The 23,065-nt window shown below is 66.9% G+C and carries 25 protein-coding genes and 1 tRNA gene; 16 read left to right on the top strand and 10 right to left on the bottom strand.

The window, feature by feature from the left end; all coding sequences use genetic code 11:
- The first annotated feature begins 30 nt into the window (after nucleotides 1-30).
- Nucleotides 31-387 carry a hypothetical protein gene (locus ACYVKL_RS15485; RefSeq protein WP_379163785.1) on the top strand — a complete coding sequence of 119 codons (357 nt, stop codon included), beginning with the start codon at nucleotides 31-33 and terminating at the stop codon, nucleotides 385-387.
- A 16-nt stretch (nucleotides 388-403) separates the two neighbouring features.
- Here ACYVKL_RS15485 and ACYVKL_RS15490 read toward each other — a convergent pair whose 3' ends face one another.
- Nucleotides 404-1,456 (bottom strand): alpha/beta fold hydrolase, encoded by a 1,053-nt coding sequence (locus ACYVKL_RS15490; protein WP_379163788.1) that lies wholly within the window; start codon nucleotides 1,454-1,456, stop codon nucleotides 404-406.
- Nucleotides 1,457-1,550: 94 nt separating this feature from the next.
- Here ACYVKL_RS15490 and ACYVKL_RS15495 point away from each other — a divergent pair, with 94 nt between their 5' ends.
- The gene (locus ACYVKL_RS15495; protein WP_379163791.1) at nucleotides 1,551-2,156 is read left to right on the top strand and encodes a TetR/AcrR family transcriptional regulator; all 606 of its coding nucleotides are present in this window, start codon (nucleotides 1,551-1,553) and stop codon (nucleotides 2,154-2,156) included.
- A gap of 110 nt (nucleotides 2,157-2,266) precedes the next feature.
- Nucleotides 2,267-3,112 carry a universal stress protein gene (locus ACYVKL_RS15500; protein ID WP_379163794.1) on the top strand — a complete coding sequence of 282 codons (846 nt, stop codon included), beginning with the start codon at nucleotides 2,267-2,269 and terminating at the stop codon, nucleotides 3,110-3,112.
- A 51-nt stretch (nucleotides 3,113-3,163) separates the two neighbouring features.
- On the opposite strand, the gene ACYVKL_RS15505 is transcribed toward ACYVKL_RS15500, so the two are convergent.
- Entirely contained in the window at nucleotides 3,164-3,604 is a 441-nt protein-coding gene (locus ACYVKL_RS15505; RefSeq protein WP_379163797.1) for a MarR family winged helix-turn-helix transcriptional regulator, read from the bottom strand.
- Between the two features lie 63 nt (nucleotides 3,605-3,667).
- Here ACYVKL_RS15505 and ACYVKL_RS15510 point away from each other — a divergent pair, with 63 nt between their 5' ends.
- The gene (locus tag ACYVKL_RS15510; RefSeq protein ID WP_379163800.1) at nucleotides 3,668-4,747 is read left to right on the top strand and encodes a substrate-binding domain-containing protein; all 1,080 of its coding nucleotides are present in this window, start codon (nucleotides 3,668-3,670) and stop codon (nucleotides 4,745-4,747) included.
- A 57-nt stretch (nucleotides 4,748-4,804) separates the two neighbouring features.
- Here the strand turns inward: ACYVKL_RS15510 and ACYVKL_RS15515 are convergent, their stop codons facing one another.
- Nucleotides 4,805-6,487, bottom strand: coding sequence for a purine-cytosine permease family protein (locus tag ACYVKL_RS15515; RefSeq protein WP_379163803.1), 1,683 nt, complete (start codon nucleotides 6,485-6,487; stop codon nucleotides 4,805-4,807).
- Between the two features lie 255 nt (nucleotides 6,488-6,742).
- Here ACYVKL_RS15515 and ACYVKL_RS15520 point away from each other — a divergent pair, with 255 nt between their 5' ends.
- From ACYVKL_RS15520 to ACYVKL_RS15535, 4 genes are all read left to right on the top strand, one after another.
- Nucleotides 6,743-7,021 carry an FmdB family zinc ribbon protein gene (locus ACYVKL_RS15520; RefSeq protein WP_379163805.1) on the top strand — a complete coding sequence of 93 codons (279 nt, stop codon included), beginning with the start codon at nucleotides 6,743-6,745 and terminating at the stop codon, nucleotides 7,019-7,021.
- A gap of 21 nt (nucleotides 7,022-7,042) precedes the next feature.
- On the top strand, nucleotides 7,043-8,296 hold the full coding sequence (gene fmdA / locus ACYVKL_RS15525) for a formamidase (RefSeq protein ID WP_379163808.1): 1,254 nt from the start codon (nucleotides 7,043-7,045) through the stop codon (nucleotides 8,294-8,296).
- A gap of 96 nt (nucleotides 8,297-8,392) precedes the next feature.
- Nucleotides 8,393-8,466, top strand: a tRNA-Leu gene (locus ACYVKL_RS15530).
- A 567-nt stretch (nucleotides 8,467-9,033) separates the two neighbouring features.
- A complete protein-coding gene (locus ACYVKL_RS15535) occupies nucleotides 9,034-9,756 on the top strand; it encodes a histidine phosphatase family protein (RefSeq protein ID WP_379163811.1) in 723 nt (240 codons plus the stop codon).
- Nucleotides 9,757-9,852: 96 nt separating this feature from the next.
- Here ACYVKL_RS15535 and ACYVKL_RS15540 read toward each other — a convergent pair whose 3' ends face one another.
- From ACYVKL_RS15540 to ACYVKL_RS15555, 4 genes are all read right to left on the bottom strand, one after another.
- Nucleotides 9,853-10,533, bottom strand: coding sequence for a biosynthetic peptidoglycan transglycosylase (locus ACYVKL_RS15540; protein WP_379163814.1), 681 nt, complete (start codon nucleotides 10,531-10,533; stop codon nucleotides 9,853-9,855).
- Nucleotides 10,534-10,659: 126 nt separating this feature from the next.
- The gene (locus ACYVKL_RS15545) at nucleotides 10,660-11,166 is read right to left on the bottom strand and encodes a hypothetical protein (RefSeq protein ID WP_379163817.1); all 507 of its coding nucleotides are present in this window, start codon (nucleotides 11,164-11,166) and stop codon (nucleotides 10,660-10,662) included.
- Nucleotides 11,167-11,177: 11 nt separating this feature from the next.
- Nucleotides 11,178-12,404 (bottom strand): DUF6973 domain-containing protein, encoded by a 1,227-nt coding sequence (locus ACYVKL_RS15550; protein ID WP_379163819.1) that lies wholly within the window; start codon nucleotides 12,402-12,404, stop codon nucleotides 11,178-11,180.
- Nucleotides 12,401-12,694 carry a hypothetical protein gene (locus ACYVKL_RS15555; RefSeq protein WP_379163822.1) on the bottom strand — a complete coding sequence of 98 codons (294 nt, stop codon included), beginning with the start codon at nucleotides 12,692-12,694 and terminating at the stop codon, nucleotides 12,401-12,403. The genes ACYVKL_RS15550 and ACYVKL_RS15555 overlap by 4 nt, the downstream gene beginning before the upstream one ends.
- 179 nt (nucleotides 12,695-12,873) lie before the next feature.
- Here ACYVKL_RS15555 and ACYVKL_RS15560 point away from each other — a divergent pair, with 179 nt between their 5' ends.
- The 5 genes from ACYVKL_RS15560 to ACYVKL_RS15580 all read left to right on the top strand — a co-directional run bounded on the left by ACYVKL_RS15560 (nucleotide 12,874) and on the right by ACYVKL_RS15580 (nucleotide 16,159).
- Nucleotides 12,874-13,221, top strand: coding sequence for a YbaB/EbfC family nucleoid-associated protein (locus tag ACYVKL_RS15560; protein WP_379163825.1), 348 nt, complete (start codon nucleotides 12,874-12,876; stop codon nucleotides 13,219-13,221).
- Between the two features lie 83 nt (nucleotides 13,222-13,304).
- Nucleotides 13,305-14,216 (top strand): LysR family transcriptional regulator, encoded by a 912-nt coding sequence (locus tag ACYVKL_RS15565; protein WP_379163827.1) that lies wholly within the window; start codon nucleotides 13,305-13,307, stop codon nucleotides 14,214-14,216.
- A gap of 116 nt (nucleotides 14,217-14,332) precedes the next feature.
- Complete coding sequence (locus ACYVKL_RS15570) at nucleotides 14,333-14,515, top strand: tautomerase family protein (RefSeq protein ID WP_357190991.1); 183 nt, start codon at nucleotides 14,333-14,335, stop codon at nucleotides 14,513-14,515.
- 42 nt (nucleotides 14,516-14,557) lie between these two features.
- Complete coding sequence (locus tag ACYVKL_RS15575; RefSeq protein WP_379163830.1) at nucleotides 14,558-15,718, top strand: alpha/beta hydrolase; 1,161 nt, start codon at nucleotides 14,558-14,560, stop codon at nucleotides 15,716-15,718.
- A gap of 36 nt (nucleotides 15,719-15,754) precedes the next feature.
- Entirely contained in the window at nucleotides 15,755-16,159 is a 405-nt protein-coding gene (locus ACYVKL_RS15580; RefSeq protein WP_379163832.1) for a hypothetical protein, read from the top strand.
- A 15-nt stretch (nucleotides 16,160-16,174) separates the two neighbouring features.
- Here the strand turns inward: ACYVKL_RS15580 and ACYVKL_RS15585 are convergent, their stop codons facing one another.
- From ACYVKL_RS15585 to ACYVKL_RS15595, 3 genes are all read right to left on the bottom strand, one after another.
- The gene (locus ACYVKL_RS15585; RefSeq protein WP_379163835.1) at nucleotides 16,175-17,686 is read right to left on the bottom strand and encodes an acyl-CoA synthetase; all 1,512 of its coding nucleotides are present in this window, start codon (nucleotides 17,684-17,686) and stop codon (nucleotides 16,175-16,177) included.
- 36 nt (nucleotides 17,687-17,722) lie between these two features.
- Nucleotides 17,723-19,351: an acyl-CoA dehydrogenase family protein gene (locus ACYVKL_RS15590; RefSeq protein ID WP_379163838.1), complete on the bottom strand. Its 1,629-nt coding sequence runs from the start codon at nucleotides 19,349-19,351 to the stop codon at nucleotides 17,723-17,725.
- A 71-nt stretch (nucleotides 19,352-19,422) separates the two neighbouring features.
- On the bottom strand, nucleotides 19,423-20,181 hold the full coding sequence (locus ACYVKL_RS15595; RefSeq protein ID WP_379163840.1) for a PaaX domain-containing protein, C- domain protein: 759 nt from the start codon (nucleotides 20,179-20,181) through the stop codon (nucleotides 19,423-19,425).
- A gap of 679 nt (nucleotides 20,182-20,860) precedes the next feature.
- Between ACYVKL_RS15595 and ACYVKL_RS15600 the strand changes: the two genes are divergently transcribed.
- The 3 genes from ACYVKL_RS15600 to ACYVKL_RS15610 all read left to right on the top strand — a co-directional run bounded on the left by ACYVKL_RS15600 (nucleotide 20,861) and on the right by ACYVKL_RS15610 (nucleotide 23,029).
- Nucleotides 20,861-21,460 carry a TetR/AcrR family transcriptional regulator gene (locus ACYVKL_RS15600; RefSeq protein ID WP_379163843.1) on the top strand — a complete coding sequence of 200 codons (600 nt, stop codon included), beginning with the start codon at nucleotides 20,861-20,863 and terminating at the stop codon, nucleotides 21,458-21,460.
- A 106-nt stretch (nucleotides 21,461-21,566) separates the two neighbouring features.
- Nucleotides 21,567-22,412: a 3-hydroxybutyryl-CoA dehydrogenase gene (locus tag ACYVKL_RS15605; RefSeq protein WP_281423534.1), complete on the top strand. Its 846-nt coding sequence runs from the start codon at nucleotides 21,567-21,569 to the stop codon at nucleotides 22,410-22,412.
- 206 nt (nucleotides 22,413-22,618) lie between these two features.
- The gene (locus ACYVKL_RS15610; protein WP_379163846.1) at nucleotides 22,619-23,029 is read left to right on the top strand and encodes a hypothetical protein; all 411 of its coding nucleotides are present in this window, start codon (nucleotides 22,619-22,621) and stop codon (nucleotides 23,027-23,029) included.
- Nucleotides 23,030-23,065: the final 36 nt, after the last annotated feature.

Below are 23,065 nucleotides of genomic sequence, written 5' to 3' on the forward strand. Positions count from 1 at the left end.
CGGACCCATCATCCGCTGCTGGTCTCCTATGTGACGGCCGGCCTCGGCCACTACGCGGTCGAAACCGGTGATGCCCGAGCGGGTTCGACGTTGTTGCGCACCGCCGCCGGACAGTTGGGGTCCGAGGCGCCCGACTGTGCCGGCGCCTGGATGTCGTCGCTGCTGGCGGTCGCCTACGCCGCGACCGAAGTCGACCGGGAGGAGTCGAATTCCGAAGCCCACCAGGCGGGGAGCCTGCGCATGCTCGACGAGGCGGGGGAATTGCTCGCGGTGTGGGACGGCCTGCCCGCTCGCGGTTATGGCGGTACCGCCGACGTGGTGGCCACCGCCCACGCCCGCGGCCTGCCGGTGACGGTGCTGTGGCCGGAGGGCGCCGAACGACCGTGAGCGGGGCGACCGGGCATCACCAGTGTGCGGTGTGGGTCAGCCAGTCGACCATGAGGCGGGTCGCCTCGGGCAGTTTGGTGATCGCGCAGTGCCCGGTATCGGGGAGCAGGTGTACATCGGTGTCACGGCGGCCCTCGAAGACGAGGGTGTCCGCGCGCGGGATGTGGATGTCGTCCGCGCCGTTCAGCACCAGCATGGGGGCGTTCCGGTCGCGGTCCAGCCACTGTCGCAGGGTGAAGTCGGACATGCGCCGGGTGAGCTCGACATCGGTGGGCTCGGAGTCGAAACCCAAGGCGTTGCCTACGATTCCGCGCATACCGAAGGCCCAGGTGCGGTCCGGGTCGAAGGATCGCTCGACCGGACCGCCCAGCACGATGGCGGCGTCCACCTCGCCGGCCAAGCCGGATCTGGCGGCGTAGTAGCCGCCCATGGAGATGCCCAGATGCGCGACCGGGCCGCCGCCGAGCGTGCGGGCCCGGTCGATGAGCGCGCGGACGACGTCGTAGCCGGTGTCGGCCGAGAGCGGGGCGTTCGTTTCGCCGGTGCCCGGAATGTCGAAGGCCAGCACGCGCAGTCCGGTACGCACCGCCAGGTCGGCGAACAGGGCGTGCAGATCCATTTTCCAGGAGTCGACGCCGCCGGAGGCGATCAGCACCGGGTCGGTCGACGACCATCCGGGCGGCGTCAGCAGGTGCACCGGGACCTCGACGCGGGCGCCCCGATCGGCGGCCTCGACCATGATCCGCTCGAAGTCGATACCGAAATCCGGTGCGGCGAGCAGGTATTGGTCGACCTGCCGGGTCAGTGCGGCGCGCTTGGCGGCATCGGCCAGGGTCGGGAATTTGGCCCAGCCGTAGGCGAGGGCCGCGAGCCGGTGCTCGCCGGCCCGCGCGTACTTCGCACCCAGCCGCGACCATTCGTGGACCCAGCCGCTGGGCGCGTCGGCCCACATATCGGCGATGGCCGCGCGGGCCCCGTCGACATCCGCTGCGGGCAGGCCGGTGCCCACCATCTGCGGGTATCGCTCGACGAAGAGTTCCTGCGGGTCGAGCTTCCAGTGGAACGCCATCCGATCCTCCTACGACTAACGCAATTCATCTTGCGTTAGAGACGGTAGACCCGGCCTCGTTCTAACGCAAGGGGAACTGCGTTAGTCTGATTCCGTGACCGACTCGATTCGCCGCCGCACCGGCGGCCGTTCCGCCCGCGTTCGGCAGGCCGTCCTGGCGGCCACCCTGGAAGCGCTGGCCGACAACGGCTTCGACGAGCTGAGCGTCGGCGCGGTCGCGGCTCGCGCGGGCGTACACGAGACCTCGATCTACCGGCGCTGGAAGACCCGCGACCGGTTGATCCTCGACGCGCTGCTCGAGCACAGCGCGGAGAACCTGCCGGTGCCCGACACCGGATCACTGCGCGGCGATCTCGTCGAGTTCAACCGATCCCTGATGGCGATCGTGGAGTCACCGCTGGGCACCGCGCTCGGGCGGGTCATGGCGGGTGGGGACGACGGTCCGGAATTCGCCGAGGCCCGGGCGGAGTTCTGGCGGACCCGGCTGGCGGCGGGCTGTATCATGCTCGATCGGGCCGTCGCCCGCGGTGAGCTGGCCGCCGCCCCCGATACCTGGCTGGTACTCGAAACCCTCACCGCGCCGGTGCATTTCCGGAAGTTGCTGACCCGCGAACCGTTCGATGACGGTTTCGCCGAGCGGATCGTCGACCTGGTGCTGAACGGATTACCCATGACGTCCCGCGCAAGGACATCGGACTGACCGCGGTGCCGCTGGACCGTTCCGGTCCGAGCGCGGCGTAGGGTCGGTAGCGATCGTTCAGCTATCCCGCAGCCGCACCGCGTGATTCGCCGGTGGGAGAGGACGTAGCAATGTCGACCGGGGAATCCGTGATCGTCGCCGTGGACGAATCGGCCGGTTCCGCCGTGGCCTGGGCCGCCCACACCGCCGCCCTGCACCATGCGCCGCTGCACCTGCTGCGCGTCCTGGAGATCACCCCCGATGAGGGTCTGGGCCTGGGCACCGCCATCACCACCCAGGATTATTCGCAGCTCGAGGAGCACGGCAACTGGGTGCTGCAAACCGCGGCCGCGGAGGCCGCGGAGGCTGCCCCCGGTCTCACCATCACCACGGAACTGGCCACCGGCGCGGTCGTCCCCACCCTCCTGGAGCGCACCCGCCAGGCCCGCATGCTGGTCGGTGGTGCGCGCGGTGGCGGCACCCTGCGCCGCGCCCTGCTCGGCTCGGTCAGTTCGGTGCTGGCGCGTCGCGCCCATTGCCCGTTCGTGGTGGTCCGGGACGGCGTCCCCTTCCCCGTCGACCTGCCGACCCGCCCGATCCTGGTAGGCGTGGACGGCACCAAGATCAGCGAGCCCGCCATCCGAGCTGCCCTCGAAGAGGCATCCGTCCGCGGCGTAGCGGTGATCGCCCTGCACGCCGAAGGCGCCTCCGACGATCCCGAAATGGATGCCCTCGACGACTACGTCCTAGCCGAGTCCCTGGCCGGTTGGCAGGAGCGCTACCCCAACGTCCGCATCGACCGCGAGACCGCCCACGACACCCCCGAGCGTTCCCTGCTCGCCCTCTCCTCCGGCAGCCAACTCCTGGTGGTCGGCACCCGAGGCCGAGGTGGCTTCGCCGGCAAGGTCTTCGGCTCCACCAGCCAGTCCCTCCTCCTCCGGGTCCAAACCCCCATCATGATCGCCCCCACGCCTTAGTCCGCACCGGTCCTGCGGCCGTGGGCATCCGTCAACCGTGCAGGACGGAGGTCACAGCGGTGCCGGCTCGGTCGCCGCGACCCGATCGACCAGCGCCGTCAGCGCTTTCGTCGCGGACGCGGCGGTGGCTCCGATCTCGGCGAGACCACTGGCGGCCAGGGTCTGTTCCATGACCTTGCGGGTCAGTTGCCCGCGCCGGGTCGGGAAGACGAGCACCCGGCGTCGATCGGTGTCGTCCACCTTCCGAAGCACCAGGTTGTCGGCGATCATGGCGTCGATCAGGCGGGTGAGCGTTGCGGCGTTGAGCAGGGTGGCATCGGCCAGTTGTGACATGGACAGTCCGGCACCGCCGGCCACCGCCTCGAGCACATGCCAACGGCCGACCGAGGATTCACCCAGGCAGGTCGCGATCGCCCGGTCCAGTTCCTGTGACGCCCGCCGCACGAGCCGGGCGAGATCGTCCAGGGCGGCCAGGGCGGTGCTATCGTCCACCTCAGCACTGTACAGCGCCGTTCGAATTATTTTCACCTGCAAGTACTACGGTGGTGACTCCCCGTGGCAATCCCGGAATTCCGCGCCCGGCGCGACACCGTGGACATCGCGTTGGTGGTGCCGTTGAGCGGGCCCGCGGGCATGTTCGGGCCGTCCGCCGAGGCATGCGCCGAGCTGGCGCTGGAGGACATCAACGCGGTGGGCGGAATCCTGGACCGACAGGTGCGGCTGCATCCCGTGGACGCCGGCACGCCACTGCCGGAACTGGCCCGGCGGCTCGGCGAAATGGTCGGACGCGGGCAGGTGGACGGAGTCGTAGGCTGGCATCTTTCCGACGCTCGCAAGGTGATAACGCCGCAGACCGCCGGACGTGTGCCCTACGTGTACACCACCTTCTACGAGGGCGGGGAGGATTCCGACGGGGTGTACATGGTCGGGGAGACCCCCGACCAGCAACTGTTTCCGGCACTGCGGTGGATGCGGTCGGAGTACGGGATCAAACGCTGGTGCGTGATCGGCAACGACTATGTCTGGCCGCGGGAAACAGCGCTGGCCACGGTGGAATTCGCCCGCACCACCGATATCGAGGTGATCGGTTCGGCATTCCTGCCGCTCGGCGGGCGCGACTTCGGGGCGGCGCTGCGGCTCATCGCGTCCTCCCCGGCCCAGGGGGTGCTGCTGTTCATGGTGGGCGCGGACTGCGCGGCGTTCAATCGTGCCTTCGCCGCCGCCGGCCTGGACGAGCACCGGGTCCGGCTGTCGATGATGATCGGCGAGGATGTGCTCTACGCCGGTGGCGCGGACAGCTCACACGGATTGTTCACCGCCTCCGGATATTTCGAGAGCGTGGTCTCACAGGAGAGCATGGCCTTCAGCGGAAAGTACGCCGCCCGATTCGGGCCGTCGGCACCGGCGCTGACCAATATCGGCGAATCCTGCTACGAGGGATTGCTGTTGTTCGCCTCGCTGGCGCAACGGGCCCGCAGCCTGGATTTGCGGGCCATCGAGCGGAGCGCGCCGGGGGTCAGCTATCACGGGCCGCGCGGGGAGGTGAGTGTGCGCGGGGCGCACACCACGCAGCCGGTGTATGTGGCGGGAGCCGATCTACTGCACTTCGACGTGCGCGCTCAGCTACCGGGTTGAGATGGGAAAAGCGTGGCGGGCGAAGCACCGTCGGTACGCCCGCCACTCCCGCGCCCGTCAGCTCGAGGCCCGCACCGGGGTCAGGTCGAGATCGGTGGTTCCCACTCCGTCGGCATAGGACGACGACTGGCATTGCTCGGCACACCCCTTGGTGAGGGTGCAGGACAGCGACGATACCGGGCCGCCGTGGAATGGGCAGTCGTGCACCATATCCGGCAGTTCGTATCGCTTCCCGTCCACCACGTCGAGCAGCGTCTGACCGGCCCACAGCGGTTCCTTCTCGATCTCCTCCCGCAGCGGATTCGGCCGGGCCAGATAGTATTTCCCGCCGGTGGCAAGGGCGATGAGCGGCGTCAGCACCACCGCCACCGCGAGCGCCAGATACGGCGACCAAGCCTGCAGGAACGAGCCGAACGCGCCGAAGTAGGCCACGATCGACAGTGCCGACCCGGCGAGCATCGACCCGAATCCGACCGGATTGACCGGATACAGGTAGGCCCGCTTGAACTCGATGAAGGACGGGCTGATCTTCAGAATGCCCTTGTTGATCACCAGATCCGCGACGATCGCCCCGATCCACGCGATGGCCACGTTCGAGTAGAACCCCAGAATCGTGTTCAGGACCGTGAACATGTTGCCGAGCATGAGCGCCAGCGCGATGGCGATGTGCAGCGCCAGCCACACCACCCGCCCCGGATGCACGTGCAGCACCCGGCTGAAGAAGTTGGACCATGACAGCGAGCCCGAATAGGCGTTGGTGACATTGATTTTGATCTGCGAGAGCAGCACCATGATCGTAGCGATGGTCAGCGCGAACGCGTGATTGTGGATGAGCGCACCATAGCTGCCGAGGAACTGCTCGATCGGTTCGGTGGCCCGGGCGAAGCCGACCTCGCCCGCGACGTAGAAGGCCAGGAACGCGCCGCACAGCTGCTTGGCCGCGCCGAGAATCACCCAGCCGGGTCCCGCCGCCAGCACCGCCGACCACCAGCGCCAGGCGGAGGTCTCCGACTTCTCGGGCATGAATCGCAGATAGTCGACCTGTTCGCCGATCTGGGCGATCAGTGAGAGCGCCACGCCCGCACCGGCTCCCACGCCGATGGCGGTCACTCGCGCGGTGCCGCCGTCGCCGGCCCAGGACAGGAAGCCGTCGAAGCCGGACGGATCGCCGACGGCGATGGTGACCAGCGGCGCGGCGAACAGGATCAGCCACAGCGGCTGGGTCCACACCTGGAACTTCGCCAGCGCCGACATGCCGTACAGCACCAGGGGGATGATCACCAGTGAGCCGATCACGTAGCCGAGCGGCAATGGTATGTGGAAGGCCAGCTTCATGGCCTGCGCCATGATCGAACCTTCCAGCGCGAAGAAGATGAAGCAGAAGCTCGCGTAGATGAGGCTGGTCAGCGTGGAGCCGAAGTAGCCGAAACCCGCTCCGCGCGTGAGCAGATCCATGTCCAGGTTGTACTTGGCGGCGTAGTAGGCGATCGGGATGCCGGTCAGGAAGATGGTCACCGCCGCCACCAGGATGGCGATGACGGCACTCGCCGCGCCGTGCGTGACCGCGATGGACGCCCCGATCGAGTAGTCGGCAAGGTAGGCGATGCCGCCCAGGGCCGCGACCGAACAGGCCATCGGACTCCAGCGGCGGAAGGACTTGGGCGCGTAGCGCAGCGAGTAGTCCTCGATATTGTCGCGCGCGGCCCATGTCTGGAACCGCTGCCACCGGGTTGTGCTCATGCTGTCGTTCTCCTCGTTGTCGAGGCCGCCGGGCCTCGGATCCGCAACGAGAACAGACCATAGATCTGATATTTTCAGATGAATATAATCCATATGAAAATTAACGAGCCGGATACCGGGTAAGAATCCTGAAACCGTCAGTTAACTCACTGGTTTCGCCGCAGTGACACCCGCCGCTTCGTATCGTGTTCAACTGAAATAGCTACATATGAAAACAATCTCCGGTCCCGATGCCGGGGAGGACGGAGCGCACGCGTGCCCTGTTACGAGTTCGCCTGCCGCGAGTGCGGCGGCTTCGAACGCATCCATCTCATGGCCGAAGTGCCCGCGGAATCGGCCTGCCCGACCTGCGGGCAACCGGCCCGGCGGCGGGTAGGCGGCGGGACGCTGCTGCACGGCGATTCGCCCGCGATGCGCCTGCTCGACGCCACCGCCCGAACCGCCGCCGAACCGCCGGTGGTGACCGCCCCGCCTTCCGGCAGTCGGCGACGAGTGACCCGAAACCCTTTGCACCGCAAGCTTCCCCGCCCCTGAATCCTTAGGAGGAGTCCATCCATGCCCGAACTGTTGTTCCCGCTCGATTCCGGCAAGAAGTTCGCCGACCAGAAGTTCATCGGCCACAACCGCTGGCATCCCGACGTCCCGGCCGTCGCCACCGTCACGCCCGGCACGGAATTCCGTGTGCACGTCCGGGAGTGGTTCGACGGCGCGATCCGCAACGACGACTCCGCCGACGACATCCGTGACGCCCCGCTGACCACCGTGCACTGCCTGTCCGGCCCGTTCGCCGTCGCCGGGGCAGAGCCCGGCGATCTACTCATCGTCGACATCCTCGATATCGGCCCCATCCCGCAGGAGGATTCGGGCCCGCTGGCCGGTCAAGGCTGGGGCTACACCGGGATCTTCCCGACCGACAACGGCGGCGGCTTCCTCACCGAGCACTTCCCCGACGCCTACAAGGCCATCTGGGATTTCAGCGGCCACACCACGACCTCCCGCCACATCCCCGGCGTGAAGTTCACCGGCATCATGCATCCCGGCCTGATGGGCACCGCCCCCTCGGCTGGCCTGCTGAGCACCTGGAACACCCGCGAAGCCGCCCTCATCGCCACCGATCCCGAGCGCGTCCCCCCGCTCGCCCTGCCGCCCGAACCGCGCGACGCCATCCTCGGCGCGCTGGCCGGAGCGGAATTCGACCGGGTCGCCGCCGAGGCCGCGCGCACCGCCCCGCCCCGCGAGAACGGCGGCAACCAGGACATCAAGAACCTGACCCGCGGCAGCCGCGTCTTCTATCCGGTGTTCGTCCCCGGCGCCAACCTCTCCGTGGGCGATCTGCACTTCTCGCAAGGCGACGGCGAGATAACTTTCTGCGGCGCAATCGAGATGGGCGGATTCATCGACCTGCGCGTGGACCTCATCAAGAACGGCATGCAGCTCTACGGCGTCACCGAGAACGCCGTCTTCCTCCCCGGCAACGAAGGCCCCGTCTACTCCGAATACCTGGCATTCTCCGGCACCTCGGTCACCTTGGACGGCGAACAGCGCTATCTGGATTCCCAGCTGGCCTTCGAACGAGCCTGCCTGCACGCCATCGACTACCTCACCAACTTCGGCTACTCCCGTGCGCAGGCCTACCTCCTGCTGGGCGCCGCCCCCGTCGAAGGCCGCTTCTCCGGCGTGGTCGACATCCCCAATTCCTGCGCCACCGTCTACCTCCCCACCGCCATCTTCGACTTCCCCATCACCCCCACCGCATCCGGCCCCACCAGGATCGACCCCGGCATCGGAGCACCTCGATCCACCCGTTGACCCACGCCCGGCACGCCCGCGTGCCGGGCTCCCCGGGGAGAATCGCCCCCTCTGCGCTACCCGTACGAACGTACGGCTCGGTAGTCTGACCCAGACGCCCCCGTAGCCCAATTGGCAGAGGCAGCGGACTTAAAATCCGCCAAGTGACGGTTCGAGCCCGTCCGGGGGCACCTACGAAACTGCTGACAGAACAAAACTTTCAGCGCCCACAGCTCGGGCGTGTTCACTCTCGGTCCGCAATTCGTCCGCAGCAGCTGCCATCCGAGCCACCAGCACCGCGAACATCCTCCGTGGCGCGCAATTTGTCCCGAATGCTCTGCGGCTGGACGTGCCCGAGCGTTGCGTCCCACGGACGCGGACACGCCTTCCACGACCGACGGACCCGGGGCAATGCTCGCGGCGGTCAGGACTCGGCAGCAGGTTCAGCCGTGATCCGCCTGCGCGGGACGGAGCGATCTTCCCAGATCGGCCGAGGGAGCGACGGTATCGAAAACGGCTGGGTGAGCGGGTCGCGTGAGTCGACATGCCGCTCACACCTCTGCTACCCGAGTGGTTTCGCCGGTGCGCGAAGCATCCCGATGAATGGGATACCCCGTATTTGATTCGGGCAAATAGCTGCTTCTGTGAGACGCGACACCTCACATTCCGGTTCTTCGGCATACCTGAAGTGGCGTTCGCCACGATGAAAGGCATTCCCACCCATGCAAATCCGATCTCTTCGATTGTCCATTGCGCTGATGGCGGCCGCGGTCGCGGCGACAACCGCTACCACCGGCGTCGCGTCCGCCGATCTCGACTTCGGAAGCTCCGGAGGCAACTCCGGCAGCAGCGGCGGCATCGGCGCAGGCGAAATGGTCATCACCCTGGTGCGCCATGCCGAGTCATTCGGTAACACCTCCGGCCTGATCGACACCAAGGTGCCCGGACCCGACCTGACCCCGCGCGGCCGGACACAGGCAGACAACCTGGCCACCCAGCTGGCCGACAAGAAGTACGACTGCGCCTTCGCGTCCAACATGGTGCGTACCGAGCAGACTGCGGCACCGACCGTCGCCAAGCGCAACCTGAGCCTCAACATTCAGCCCGGTTTCCGGGAGATCGAGGCAGGCCAGTACGAAGGCACCCCTGAGGCCCAGGCGATGTCCGGGTACCTCCAGGCGCCGATCAAGTGGCTCTCCGGCGACCTGAACGCACGGATTCCAGGCTCCATCGACGGCAACGAGTTCGACGGCCGCGTCGATCAGGCGCTGGTCGATGTGCAGCGCGCAGGCTGCGCCAACCCGGTGATCTTCTCGCACGGCGGCACCATCATGTTCTGGGCCATGATGAACGCCGGCAACGCCGACAAGAGCAAGCTCGGCACCGATCCGATGCGCAACGGCGGCCACGTCGTCCTCAAGGGCAACCCGCAGAAGGGCTGGACGATCGTCGAGTGGGTCGGCCACCCGGACCTCGGCTGATTCACCCTTCCGCGCCCCGGATGTCACCGACACGATCGATGGCACCGGGGCGCAGTTGTATCTCAGTCCAGGAGCCCGCGCCGGAAGACCCGGTGGTCAGTCGCGGCAACCCGGCGTGGTCGTGAGATGCCATGCGGTCGGGGAGATTTCGGCGGCGAGCTCGTGAGTCAGGGCGCCGGTCGCGACCAGGCGGTCGACGACGTGTTGCTGGCGGCTCGCCGCCAAGTCCGGGCGGGTCAGCGGGTCGTAGTTACTGGGGGCCTGCGGCAGCCCGGCCAGCAGCGTGGCCTGGGACCAGCTCAATCGGTCCGGCGGCACCCCGAAGTAGCCGCAGGAAGCGTCCTGCAGGCCGTAGAAGCCGTGACCGAAATAGGTGACGTCGGCATACATCCGGAGGATCTGGGACTTGGAGTAGGCGGTGTCGAGCTTGACGCCGAGCAGCAGCTGTTCGGGGGCGCCCGCCAGGGGATGGTCGCCGTGGAAATACAGCATCTTGATCAGCTGCTTGTCCAACGTCGACCCGCCGCTCTCCTGGGAAGCGAGTAGGCCGAGGCCGCCGCGCACCATACCGAGGATGTCGATGCCATGATGCCGATAGAAACGGCTGTCCTCGGTGGCCAGTAGCGCTGTCTCGAACCGCGCCGGCACCGAATCGGGCAGCAGCGCCGAATGCCGTTCCGCCGCCAGATCCCGGACCCGCTGATCGGCGTCGGCAATCGACGGGGTGAGCGCCCACCCGGCAGCCGACACGACCCCGAGCACCAACAACACGACCATGAGCGCTTTCCCCAACCGACGCAGCCGATGACGGCGCCGGGGCTGGCTGGATTCCATAACCAGTGACCCTAGGCAGCGCGGGTGGAGATGCTTTGCGCTGAATGTAGAGATTCTGTGCGGATCCGCTCAGTAGGTTCTGAGTTGTCCGCCTTTGGGATTCAGCATGGATTCGTGAGTCAGTCGTGCGGCGGAACCGAATTCCATGGGTTTGTGCCCGGTATCCCACTTCACGGACTGCACCACCTTCCGGTCTTTCAGGAAGACGTAGTACCCGGAAGGCACCGGATCGGAAGCACCGAACCTGGGTGGTAGACCCGCCCAGCAAGTACCCGGTGGGGTCTCGGCCCACTTGTTCATCAGGTCATCCTCATGAGCTGCGGAAGCATCGATCACCGCGTCCCAGTCATCGGACCAGCCGGCTGCGCGCGTGACCGTCCCGAAGCTGATGGCTTGCTGTCCGCCGCTGGCCGTTCTGATCGCGTCCGTCAGCGCCTTACTCGAACCGAGCGGCTGCGGTTCCTGGCTGAGGCGGATTTCGGATGGACACCTTTCCGCGTAGGACTGGTGTTCGGCGGCACACCCGGCCAGCAGTGGAACCGCCAGCAGGCCGACAACGATCAGGGCTGGTCTCAATTACCTCGCACTCACTTTCCTGGAAGTGGGATATCGATGGCCGGAGGACTCGTGATCTGGTCCCAAGGAACCGTATTACTCCAGGCGATCTGGGCGGGAGCACCGTCCCCGTTGGGGCTGTGGATGACGATGGCGTCGCCGTGGTCGACCGCGGCGACGACCGCTGTTTTCAGATCGTCCTTCGATGCGTCCATATTCGCGAGACCGATCTGACGGCCGAGTTCATTGTTCTTGAGGTCCATCGCCTCTCGTTGTGGACCGTTTCCGCCGACGCCTTCATGGGCGCTGGCGTACTTCTGCGCCCAGTCGGAACCGAACTCCTGTGTCATACGCGCGTTCCAGTAGGCATGCCGGGCCGCGTCCCCATGACCGTCATCCTTCGAGCCGTCATATGCCGCGGTGTACTTGTTGTCTTTCCCGAACGCCTCGGCCTCGTCCTTGATGTCGTTGAACTTCATGTAGTTCATTGGATTACCGCCGTGCAGCGGGTTGCAGAGTTCATCCATCGCGGCCTTTTCCTCGACCGTCATCTCCACCGGCTGCATGTCGGGCTTGTACATCCTGATCAGGTTCAGCAGGGTCGAATCCGGCCAGACAACGATGTCGGACTTCGTCGTGTCCACCTGGTATTTCTGGAGAATGTCCCGGAGCGCGGCGTCCTCCGGAATACCGGCCAGCGCCAATTTGACGTCATCGGACACGTGCTCGAGTTGCGTGGCCAGGTTGCGCGCGCCGATCTTGTCGGTTTCCTGCACATCCCAGAACGCCTGCTTGAGATTCGCGCCCAGGCTGAGGCAAGCGGCGGTCTTCCAGGCGACGGAAGCCGGATTGCCCCAAGCCTTTTTGATCGTCTCCCAGTTCGAGTCGTAGGACTTCACGTCACCGGTCTCGTCGTCGTAGAAGAGATTCCACTCCGAGTCTTTGACGTCGTCCACAACCGACTGCAAACTCTTGATATCCGATTGCAGTGCGGCAGTGGTGGTGTCGATCTGCTTGTGGATGGCATCGAGGACGTCACCGGTGGTGATCGCCTCGTTCTTCAACTTGGTCGACATGGTGCGGGCGGCACTGCCGGCCGCGTCGCCGAAATAGGAGTCGGAACCCTGAATCGCCTTGTCGGCGTTGAGGGATTCGGCTTCGAGGGTGATACCGGCGTTCATCGCGTCCGCGCCAGCGAAGCGTGCCGAATCGAGCTTCCACCCGAGCACCGTGGAGATGGTGATCTTCTCGCCGCTCATTTGATCCCCTTGAAGCCGGCCACATTCGCCTCTTCCATCCCATCGACCGTGCCGGCCGCGTTATCGGTCAGGGTCGCGAACTGGTCGAGCCTGCCTTGATGGAGCGTCACCGCCCGATCCATCGCCTGGAGTACCAACTGGACGTCTTTCGCGAAGGCGGAGAACGGCATCGCACCGAGAGCGGCGTCACGGTTGTGCTCGCCGATCGGGCTCAGTTTGCCGATCGCACCGGCATGGGTGCGGGAATCGGTCGCGAGCGTGCGCAACTTTTCGGGATCGAAGGCAATCATGTCTACAGTCCCACCAACAGCTTTCGCTTCATGACTCCCCCAGAACTGGCCATAGTGCTGCCAAATAGTAGCGGCCGGTTTGTACTGAGAACAATCAGGCGCTCGGTGTCGGTACAGTGTCGAGCAGTCGGGGGGAGACAGCCCGGCATGGACGATCCGGATGAAGGGGTGCGGAGCACGTGGACCAGCGTCGCGCGCGGGCCGAGAAGATCGACGAGGCCATCGGGGTGGTCCGAGCCCAGGCTCGCGCCGCGGACCGAAGCATGGCGATCGAGGTGGATGCCTACGGGCAGATCACCCAGATCAGGCTGGCGCCGCACGCCGCCGCCGAGGGCACCCAGCAGCTCGAGCGGACCATCATCGAGCAGTACCGAGCGGCGCGCGCCGATGCGGAAGCGCAGGCACACAAGGTGTACGAACAGTTCCTTCGAAACGAGAAGAAGGAAGCCGCACCGGCAACGCCGCAACCCGAATGGGCCGATCCGGACGATGTGCAGCCGGTCAGGCTCTGGACCGACACTCGGTAGTGAACCGAAACGCCCCAGGCGAATCCCGTCGTAGTTGACCGTGGAACCCGGGTTGGCCACTCGGGGGTGGGTATCGTGCGGCCATGGAATTGCGGCAGCTCGAGTACTTCGTGGCGGTTGCTCGGGAGCGGCACTTCGGGCGGGCGGCAGAGCGGTTGCATATCGGGCAGCCGGCGATCAGTCAGCAGATTCGGCGGCTGGAGCGGGAGCTCGGGGTGGAGTTGCTGGATCGGTCGCCGCGGCACGTGCGGTTGACGGCGGCTGGGGAGAGTTTTCTGCCGGAGGCGGAGGCGGTGTTGGGGGCGATGGTGCGGGCGCGGGAGGCAGTTGCGGCGCATACGGCTGCGCGCACCGCGACGTTGCGGATCGGGACCAGTGCGGGGCTGGGGGCGCATTTGGAGCGGGTGCTGGATGAATTGGCGGCTGTGGCACCGGATTTGGCTGTCGAGTTGATTTCGGTGCCGACTCGGGTGCGGCTCGAGCAGGTGGTGGCCGGGGAGCTCGAGGCCGCGTTTCTGCGGGGCGGATCGGATCCGGCATCGCTGCCGCAGCAGCCGGCGCTGCGATTCACCCCGGTTTGGCACGATCCGCTGGTGGCGGTGTTGCCCGCTCGACATCCGTTGGCGCAGAACGAAACCGTGGCGATGGCCGATCTGGCCACGCTGCCGTTGCGGCTGGTGCATCGGCGGGACAATCCGGTGCTGGTCGATCTGATCGTCGGCGCCTTTCATGAGGCGGGTGTGGAGCCGATGCCGGGGGCGAACTCGGCGAATCTCGCGGACACGCTGACCGCGATCGGCGCGGGGCCGGCGAGCTGGACCGTCGTCTACGCCTCGCATGCCGTTCGCCTGCACACCGGCCGTGTCGTCTTCCGGCCGTTCCGCGCGCCGGCCGAGCTGTCGTTGACGACCTATCTGGCGACCAGGCGCGAGGACCCCACCGGGCAACTCGAACTGCTGCGCAGAGCCTGCCGGGGGCACGATCACGAATCGTGATCGCTATCGGTCCGGACTGCGCCTGGTTCGGGTTCCATGATCACGATTTACTTCATATGTGCAGGTGAGCGGCCCGGAATCGCCGGGAAGCCGCCGCATCATCACAGGAGTCGATCATGCCCAACGTCACCATTCAGCAGCTGCCCAAGACCCCGGAACTGAAGCGCGCCCTGATCGCCAAGATCACCGATGCCTTCGTCGACGCCTATCAGATCCCGGCCGAGACGGTGCACGTCTGGTTCGACGAGCACCCGGCCGACGCCTACGGAGTCGCCGGGAAGCTCATCGCCGACCGCTGAGCCGCCGGACAGTCGCATCGAGCGAAACAGGAAGAGCCTGAGATGGATCGCAACGAACTCGGAGCACAGGAGTACGCGGCGCTGATCGGCGCCGCACCGGAGCAGGCGTTGGCGGAGGTCGCGCGGCGGTCGCCGCAGATGTACGAGGCGGTCGTCGGCGGAGCGTTCGGCGGAGCGCTCGCGCACGCCGAACTGGGCCGCGCGGCAAGGGAAATCGCCACGGTGGCGATCACCGCCACCCTCGGCGGGGCCGAACGGCAACTCGCCAGCCACACCCGGGCGGCGCTGCACAACGGGGTGGCGCCGTCGGAGTTGCTGGCGTTGGCCGAACATGTCTCGGTGTACGCGGGATTTCCGCGGGCACTGAACGCGCTCACCGTCATCGACGAGGTGCTCACCGAGCAGGGCGTCGCGCGCCCAGTGCCGTTGCGCCGCATCACCGTTCGCGACCACGAGACGGTTGTGGCGCAGCGCGGTGAGAGCGGGCCCGCGGTGGTGCTGGTGCACGCCCTCGGCCTGGACTGGCGGATGTGGGAGGCGGTGATGGAGGAACTCGCTGTCGGCCGAAGGGTTTTCGCGTACGACATTCGTGGCCACGGTGCCGCGGCCGGTTCGCCGAGCCCCTTCACCATGGCCGACGCCGGCGCGGACCTCATCGCCGTGCTCGACGCGCTCGGGCTGGACCGCGCCCACGTGGTCGGCCTGTCCTACGGCGGGGGGATCGCACAGACCGCGGCGGTGGCGCACCCGGAACGATTCGAATCGCTCGCCCTGCTGGCCACCACCGACTACCCGTTCGACGCGTTCGAATCGCGGGCGAGGTCCGGTGCGGTCGACGGCATGGAGGCGCAGGTGGTGCCGTCGCTGACGCGCTGGTTCACCCCGGCCGCGCTGGCGGTCAACGGCTGGAGCGTCCGCTACGCCCGCGAACGCGTCCTGCGCGGCAACCCGGCCGATTGGGCCGCCGCCTGGCGCGCGTTCATCGGCTTGGACGTGCAGGGCCGCCTCACCGAATTCCCTTCCCCGGTACTGGTTCTCGCGGGCACCGCGGATGCCTCGACGACCCCCGCCATCATGAGCGGCATCGCCGAGCGAATCCCCGGGGCAACCTATCGGGAGCTACCCGGCACCCCGCACATGCAGACCCTGGAGCAGCCCGGCCTGGTCGCCGCCGCCCTCACCGAATTCCTTCCCCTGCGCTGACCCTGCGGCGCGCCGACACGGGATACCGTCCCCAGGGTGACCCACGACAAGACCGTGTCGCCGCGAGTCGTAGCCACCGACACGCATCGGAGCATCGAGGATCCGTCCGAGGACGCGCTGCACGACCTGTTGGCGGACATGAACCTGAGTGTTCCGTTCGTTATCGTCGACCGGTTCGACAGTTCTGAACCGGGCGACCACTTCATTCAGGTTCACCTCGACGAGGCCGTGGATCCGCAACGGGGCCACGGCTATATCGTCGAGTTCCGCGCCGGTGGACCGAATGCCCACTTCCGCGCCGCGGTCAGTGATGGCGCACCGTGGGGCGCCGTCAGCTCGCCCGCATTCGACACCGTGGTGAATGTCATCCAGGACTGGACATTCGGACGCGACGGCTGGCGCACGGCACTGAGTTGGGAGCGACTCGAGTTCGACGAGTGACGACCGCCGGACGCTTTACTCGGATGGCTTCGGGGACAAGGCATCGCGGAGCACGTTCTTCTGGACCTTCCCCGTGGCGGTCGTAGGTAGCGCATCGAGAAATACGACTCGGGTGGGAGTCTTGAAGCCGGCCAGCCGTTGCCGTGCGAAGGCGATGACCGCGTCGGCGGTGACCTTCGCGCGATCGTCCGGAACGATGTACGCCACGGGCGTCTCGCCCCATTTCTCGTGGGGCGCACCCACTACCGCCACGGCGCGGATGCCCGGCATCGCCGAGATCGCGAGTTCGACTTCCCGGGAGTAGACGTTCTCGCCTCCGCTGATGAGCATGTCCTTCTTCCGGTCGACCAGGGTGATGAACCCTTCCGCATCGGCGAAACCCATATCGCCGCTGTGGAACCAGCCGTCGCGCAGTGCGCGGGCCGACTCCTCCGGTCGCATCCAGTAGCCGGCGAACACGTTGTCGGCGCGGACCAGCAGTTCGCCGACCGTGCCTATCGGAACATCGCGGTCGGCGTCGTCGACGAGCCTGGTTTCGATGCCGAACAAGGGGCGCCCGATCGAGCCGGCCTTCTCCCGGACGTACTCGGAATCGAGCAGCGCCACCGAGGGCGAGCATTCCGTCATCCCGAACCCTTCGCGGAACGGAATGCCGCTGCGGGCAAGGAAATCCAGGACCGGGCGCGGTGCGGGTGCACCGGAGGTGAGCGCGCAAGTCAGGGAGGACAGGTCGTAGCGTTCGAGATCGGGCACCTCCATCACGGCCTGCCACATGGTCGGCACCAGCAACAACTGTGTCGCTCGCTCGGCTTCGACCGCGGCGAGGACCGCCGCCGGATCGAACGACGGCATGATCACGTTGCGGGCTCCGACATAGATGAAGGGCAACGTGTAGAGCCCCAGACCTCCGATATGGAACATCGGCAGTGCCGTGACGGTGACGTCACACGCCCGAAGACCGAAGGCCGAGACGACCGCGGCCGCGTTCGCCCGAAGATTCTCGTGCGTGATCATCGCCCCCTTGGGGCGGCCGGTGGTCCCGGACGTGTACATGATCACCGCGACGTCATGTCGCGCGGCGATCGGCGTCACCGGTGTCGGATCGGCGGTGTCCAGCAGCGCGGCGTAGTCATCGCCCAGCGCGACGATCTCCCGGACGTAGGTGCCCGGTTCCTGTGCGGCGCGCTGGGCCGCGGGGAATGCAGGATGGGCGAACAGCAGATTCGCTCCGAGATCGCCCAGCACGTAGGCCATCTCGGGCGCGGTCAGGCGCACGTTGATCGGCGTGAAGATCGCGCCGAGCTTCGCGGCGGCGAACAGGATCTCCAGGCACTCGACCGACGTGGGCACCACTGCGGCGATGCGATCGCCGCGCCGGATGCCGAAGCGATCCCTGAGCTGGTTGGCCAACCGGTTGGTGCGGTCATCGAACTCGCGGTAGGTCCACGAGCGATCCTCGGACACGAACGCGATCTTCTCGCCGCCGAGTTGCGCCCGCCGGGTGGCCCAGTCACCGATTCCCTGCATTCCTCGACTCCTTCGACTCGTTGCTGACCGGCGCGCTCAGCCGACCTTGGCGGTGACGCGATCCAGGATCGCCGCGAAATCCACTCCGCGAGGCAGGGTTCCGTAGACGCTGCCCCGGTCACCGTCGAGCCTGGTGGCGATGAACGCGTCCGCCACCGCCTGGTTGCCGGACCGAACCAGCAGCGACGCTTGCAGCACCAGCGCCATCCGCTCGATCACCCGGCGCGCCAGCACTTCCGCGTCCGCGAGATCGGTCAACTGGCTCCGGATCTCGTTCACCGCGCGCTCGATACTCGGCTCGGGTCCGGCGAGCGCGACTTCGGCGAAGAAGGCGTCGACCGTGTGCGGGTTCTTGCCCATCGCCCGCAGCACGTCGAGAGCCGCGACATTGCCGCTGCCCTCCCAGATTCCATTGAGTGGGGACTCCCGGAACAAGCGCGGCATCTGCGACTCCTCGATGAACCCGTTGCCGCCGAAACACTCCATCGCCTCGGCCGCGTGCGCGGGCCACCGCTTGCACACCCAGTACTTGCCGACCGCCAGCGCCAACCGCAGGAAGGTCGATTCCGCCTGGTCTCCGCGCACGGCCCGGTCGTGGGCGCCGGCGAGGCGCATCATCAGCAGCGTCGCCGCTTCCGACTCGACCGCGAGGTCCGCCAGCACATTTCGCATCAACGGCTGATCGATCAGATACGCGCCGAACGCCTTCCGGTGCGTGGCGTGGTGCGCGGCCTGGACGACTCCGCGGCGCATGCCCGACGCGGCCCCGATCAGGCAGTCGAGCCGAGTCATGTTGACCATCTTGATGATCGTCGGCACGCCGCGGCCTTCGTCGCCGATCCGCCAGGCGAGGGCGTTCTCGTATTCGATCTCCGCTGACGGGTTCGACCGATTGCCCAGCTTGTCCTTCAGGCGCATGAGGCGAACGTTGTTGCGGGTGCCGTCCGCGAGCACGCGCGGCACCAGGAAACAGGTGACCCCTGCGTCCGTCTGCGCCAGAACCAGGAAGAGGTCCGCCATGGTCGCCGAGGTGAACCACTTGTGGCCGACGATCCGGTACGTCCCGTCCGGCTGCGCGATGGCGCGGGTGGTGTTGGCGCGAATGTCGGAGCCGCCCTGCTTCTCGGTCATCGACATCGTCGCCAGCAGGCCGGGCTTGTCGAGCGGGGTCCGCAGACCTCCCTCGTAGTGCGAATTCGACAGCAGTGGTTCGTAGATCGCCGCCAGGTCGGGGGCCTCGCGCAGCGCGGGCACCGCGGCGTAGGTCGCCGAGATCGGGCAGGTGTGCCCGGCCTCGACATTGCTCCAGACGTAGAACTTCGCGGCGCGGGCCACATGGCTGCCCGTTCGTGGATCGCTCCAGGGCGCGCCGTGCAGGCCGTTGGCGACCGCCGCGGACATCAGTTCATGCCAGGCGGGATGGAATTCGAGGTCGTCGATGCGGTGCCCGAACCGGTCGTAGGGCCGCAGGACCGGCGGATTCTCATTGGCGACCCGCCCCCATTCCTGGACCTGTTCGGTGCCGGCGAGCCGCCCGAGCCGCTCGACATCGCCGACTGCCCACCCGGCTCCCTCGCGGACCAGACCGTCGAGCAGGGTCGCGTCGTCCGCGACATTGTGGCCGTAGAGCGGTACGGACTGGTTGAACACCTCGTGTGTCTGCATGACTGCCTCCTTCGACTGCCAATTCGGACATTACGTTTTCCGAACAGTCGAAGTCAATAAGTAATATTCGGTCAGTTGGCGTGCCCCACCTCCGGGATCGACACGAACTCGTCCTGGTAGGCGACCCAGACCTGATGCAGCCGATCCGCCGTCCACGGCTCCGGCCAAAGCTGTTGCGGCAGTACAGGATCGGTGAGCAAGTGCCGGACAATCGCGGTCGCGACGGTGAAACGGTCGACCGGACTCTCGGCCCGTTCGATCAGGTCGAGCAGCCTGCGCGACTGCGCTTCCCAGGCGGGCAGATCCCACAGCAGATCCAGCAGTTCCCTGTCGGGTCGCCCGGGCCGGCCGACGAAGATCTCCACGGGCGCGTTCCCGAGCTCGAGCGCCCGGGTCAGATTGGCGGGCCGCAACCAGACGCCCTCACGCAGTTCCGCCAGGCGAAGTCGGGCCAGCCGGGCCCGGAGGGCCGCACGTTCCGCCGGATCGCGCCCGGTGCCCGACACCACGACCATCTCCCAGTCGCCGTGCCACGCCCGGGTCCCCTGCTCGACCTCGTGTAGCACCCGCTGACGGCGTTCGCGCAGTGGTTCACTCAGCAGAAAGCCATCCCGGGTGCGGGTCAGATCACCGCCGGAAACCATGCGGCTCAAGGCAACCCGGGCGGCGGATTCCTTGATGCCGAAAGCACCGGCCGCCCGCACCACCTGCGCCGGCGTCGGCCGCGCCGGATGATTGCTCACCAGCAGACTGAGAATCACCCCGCGCGCGGTCAGCCGCGGGATATAGGTCTCCAAGTCCAGACGCGCGGAATCGGTCGCGTCAGCCACGTCCCATGTACTCCTCACTTCGCGGCAGAGCGACGTCAACCGCGACTCTGCTCCCTTCGAGCGTCCCTCAACGGTAGAGAAACCCCGGCAACGCCACCGTGGCGGTCCAGTCTCCGCCCATCGATCGACATCGATTCCCGTGGGAGTGGAACAGTCACGGCATTGAGTTGGGAGCAACGCGACTTCGACGCGTGAGCACCCCGAAATGGCCGGGAAGAACGAACCACGCGCCCGTACGGGCCGTGGAATCAGCACAGATCATGCGACGGGTGCGGGCGTAAAATCGACTCGGGCGTGAGGCCCTTTTCTACATGCTGTCCGAAGTAAGCGTCACCGCTGAACCGAGAGCTTTCCCCAACGTATTGATCCGACGGCACCTGCCATGGGAGAGGCAACCATGCTGCTCGATCACGTGAGGCAGAACATCGCGGTTTTCCGCCGGAAACCTTCTCTCCTCGACCTTTTCGCGGCCAGGACCGGTTCGCGTTGCCGCCCAACCGATCACCACACCGGCAGATAGGTACCGACCATGTCCGAGTGGAACGAAGTCGACAAGAGCCCGGCGACCCGGGCAATCGCGGTCGGGTCAATTCACGAATTCAACGAGTGAAACATGGATACTTCCTTCCATGCGGTTCCCGAACCGACGGCTGCAAGACACTCGACCCGCAGGGCGCCGATGAGCCCCGCGGGTGCTCGGCGGCCGCGCAACGAGAACGGCATCTACACCCATCGCCGGATCGTCGAGGCCACCCTGGACGTGCTGGCGAGCCGGGGTTGGGGGCATGCCAGTGTCGCTGAGGTCGCCGAGCGGGCGGGGGTTACCCGCGGGGCGGTGCAGCATCATTTCAAGGACCGGGACGGGATGCTGACCGCGGCGGTGCAGCACATCATGGACCAGCGGATCAGCCGGATCGAGGCGCTGCGGCACGTCGGCCGCGCCCCCGGCGATCACACGCGGGCCATCGTCCGCCACGCCGTCGAGATGCATCAGGGTCCGGCGTTCACCGCCGCCCTGCAACTGTGCATGGCGGCTGCCGACGACCCGGTGCTGCGGCCCCGGGTCGCGGCGATGGAGCTCGAGGTGGGCGCGCGCGGGTTCTGGGCGCTGATCGAACTGCTGCAACTCGACGGCAACGACCCGAAGGTGCGCGCCACCGTGCAGGCCTTCCTGGACTCCGCGCGCGGCCTCGGCCTGGCGGGCATCCTGAACGACGATGCCGGCCGCCGCACGGATGTCGCCGACCGCTGGGCCGAAATGCTCGCCGAACTCCGCTGACCCGGGTGTAGGGCGAATCTCACAATGTCCGCCCAGCTGAGAGTGGGTGACGGGCGGTCCGGGAAGATGGTGCCCGAGTAACTCGAGTACAAGGGAGATTTCGAACGTGGAACGCATTGGCGTGATCGGTGGCGGCACGATGGGTGCGGGTATCGCCGAGGTGGCTGCCCGCGCGGGCGGGTCGGTCCTGATCCTGGAACGCGACACGGCGGCGGCCGACGCCGCGGTGGAGCGCATCGAGAAGTCGCTGGCGCGCGCGGTGAAGTCGGGCCGGCTCGAGCAGGCCGCCTCCGACGAGGCCCGTGCCCGCATCGCCCTGACCACCTCGATCGACGATTTCGCCGATCGTGAGCTGGTCATCGAGGCCGCGCCGGAGATCGAGTCGCTCAAGGCCGACTTCTTCACCAAGCTCGACGGCATCGTCTCCCCCGAGACCATCCTGGCCACCAACACCTCCTCGATCCCGGTGATCCGGCTGGCCAACGCCACCGCCCACCCGGAGCGCGTGGTCGGCGTCCACTTCTTCAACCCGGTGCCGGTGCTGCCGCTGGTCGAGATCGTGGTCACGCTCAAGACCGACCGCACCGTCGTCGACAAGGTGACCGCCTACGCCCGCGAGGTGCTGGGCAAGCGCACCATCGAGTCCAAGGACCAGGCGGGCTTCATCGTCAACGCCCTGCTGATCCCGTACCTGTGCAGCGCGATCCGGATGTTCGAGACCGGTTTCGCCAGCGCCGAGGACATCGACGAGGGCATGGTCAGCGGTTGCGCGCACCCGATGGGCCCGCTGCGCCTGTGCGACACCGTCGGTCTCGACGTCACCCTCGCCGTCGCCGAATCCCTCTTCGCCGAATTCGGCGAGGCCCAGTACGCGCCGCCGGTGCTGCTGCGCCGCATGGTCGACGCGGGTTACCTGGGTCGCAAGACCGGTCGCGGTTTCTACACCTACTGACACAACCGAATTCGGCCGCCCGCACGCGAAGCGCGGGCGGCTGTTTCGTTTTCCGGCGGCGTTTCCTCGCGCGTCGCGGCATGAACTTGTCAAATGTCCAGCACGGTTGGTTCGGTTTGCACTACTGTCACCCGCGATGCGCCGCTGATTTCCTGAAATATGGTGCAGGAAGCAGTGAATCGGTTCCGGACCAGCAAGGACACACCGTGTACGCACGCAGCCTCGTCACCGCCCTCGGCGCACTCGCCGCCGCCATCACCCTCACCACCGGTACCGCGCAGGCCCTGCCCGTCCTGTCGGTGGACAGCGCCCGGGAAACCAACGGCAATGCCATGATCGCGGTGTCGTACGTCTGCACCGGACCCGCGGCGGCGCTGTCGGTGACCGTGCGGGCGACGCCCTATCTGGGGACCGGCGTGAACGGCAGTTCACTGGCTCCGGTCAGCTGCACCGGGCAGACGCAACAGGCCACCGTCACGGTCAATCCGGTTCAGATCTTCGGGGAATCGGCGAAGTTCCAGTCGGGGTCGGTCACCGACGTGACCGTCACCGTCATCGACCTCACGCTGAATTCGCTGCTCTGCACCACCAAGAAGCGGATCGACCACCTCGGCTGACAGCGGACCGGTCGTCAGTACTTAACGACGACAGAT

It is taken from the genome of Nocardia tengchongensis, assembly GCF_054781395.1.

Coding starts and splice junctions, on each gene's coding strand:
- ACYVKL_RS15570 (WP_357190991.1), top strand. CDS start 14,333: ATGCCCAACGTCACCATTCAGCAGCTGCCCAAGACCCCGGAACTGAAG.
- ACYVKL_RS15565 (WP_379163827.1), top strand. CDS start 13,305: ATGGAATTGCGGCAGCTCGAGTACTTCGTGGCGGTTGCTCGGGAGCGG.
- ACYVKL_RS15500 (WP_379163794.1), top strand. CDS start 2,267: ATGTCGACCGGGGAATCCGTGATCGTCGCCGTGGACGAATCGGCCGGT.
- ACYVKL_RS15515 (WP_379163803.1), bottom strand. CDS start 6,487: ATGAGCACAACCCGGTGGCAGCGGTTCCAGACATGGGCCGCGCGCGAC.
- ACYVKL_RS15585 (WP_379163835.1), bottom strand. CDS start 17,686: ATGCAGGGAATCGGTGACTGGGCCACCCGGCGGGCGCAACTCGGCGGC.
- ACYVKL_RS15540 (WP_379163814.1), bottom strand. CDS start 10,533: ATGGTCGTGTTGTTGGTGCTCGGGGTCGTGTCGGCTGCCGGGTGGGCG.
- ACYVKL_RS15590 (WP_379163838.1), bottom strand. CDS start 19,351: ATGCAGACACACGAGGTGTTCAACCAGTCCGTACCGCTCTACGGCCAC.
- fmdA (WP_379163808.1), top strand. CDS start 7,043: ATGCCCGAACTGTTGTTCCCGCTCGATTCCGGCAAGAAGTTCGCCGAC.
- ACYVKL_RS15600 (WP_379163843.1), top strand. CDS start 20,861: ATGAGCCCCGCGGGTGCTCGGCGGCCGCGCAACGAGAACGGCATCTAC.
- ACYVKL_RS15555 (WP_379163822.1), bottom strand. CDS start 12,694: ATGATTGCCTTCGATCCCGAAAAGTTGCGCACGCTCGCGACCGATTCC.
- ACYVKL_RS15550 (WP_379163819.1), bottom strand. CDS start 12,404: ATGAGCGGCGAGAAGATCACCATCTCCACGGTGCTCGGGTGGAAGCTC.
- ACYVKL_RS15575 (WP_379163830.1), top strand. CDS start 14,558: ATGGATCGCAACGAACTCGGAGCACAGGAGTACGCGGCGCTGATCGGC.
- ACYVKL_RS15490 (WP_379163788.1), bottom strand. CDS start 1,456: ATGGCGTTCCACTGGAAGCTCGACCCGCAGGAACTCTTCGTCGAGCGA.
- ACYVKL_RS15535 (WP_379163811.1), top strand. CDS start 9,034: ATGGCGGCCGCGGTCGCGGCGACAACCGCTACCACCGGCGTCGCGTCC.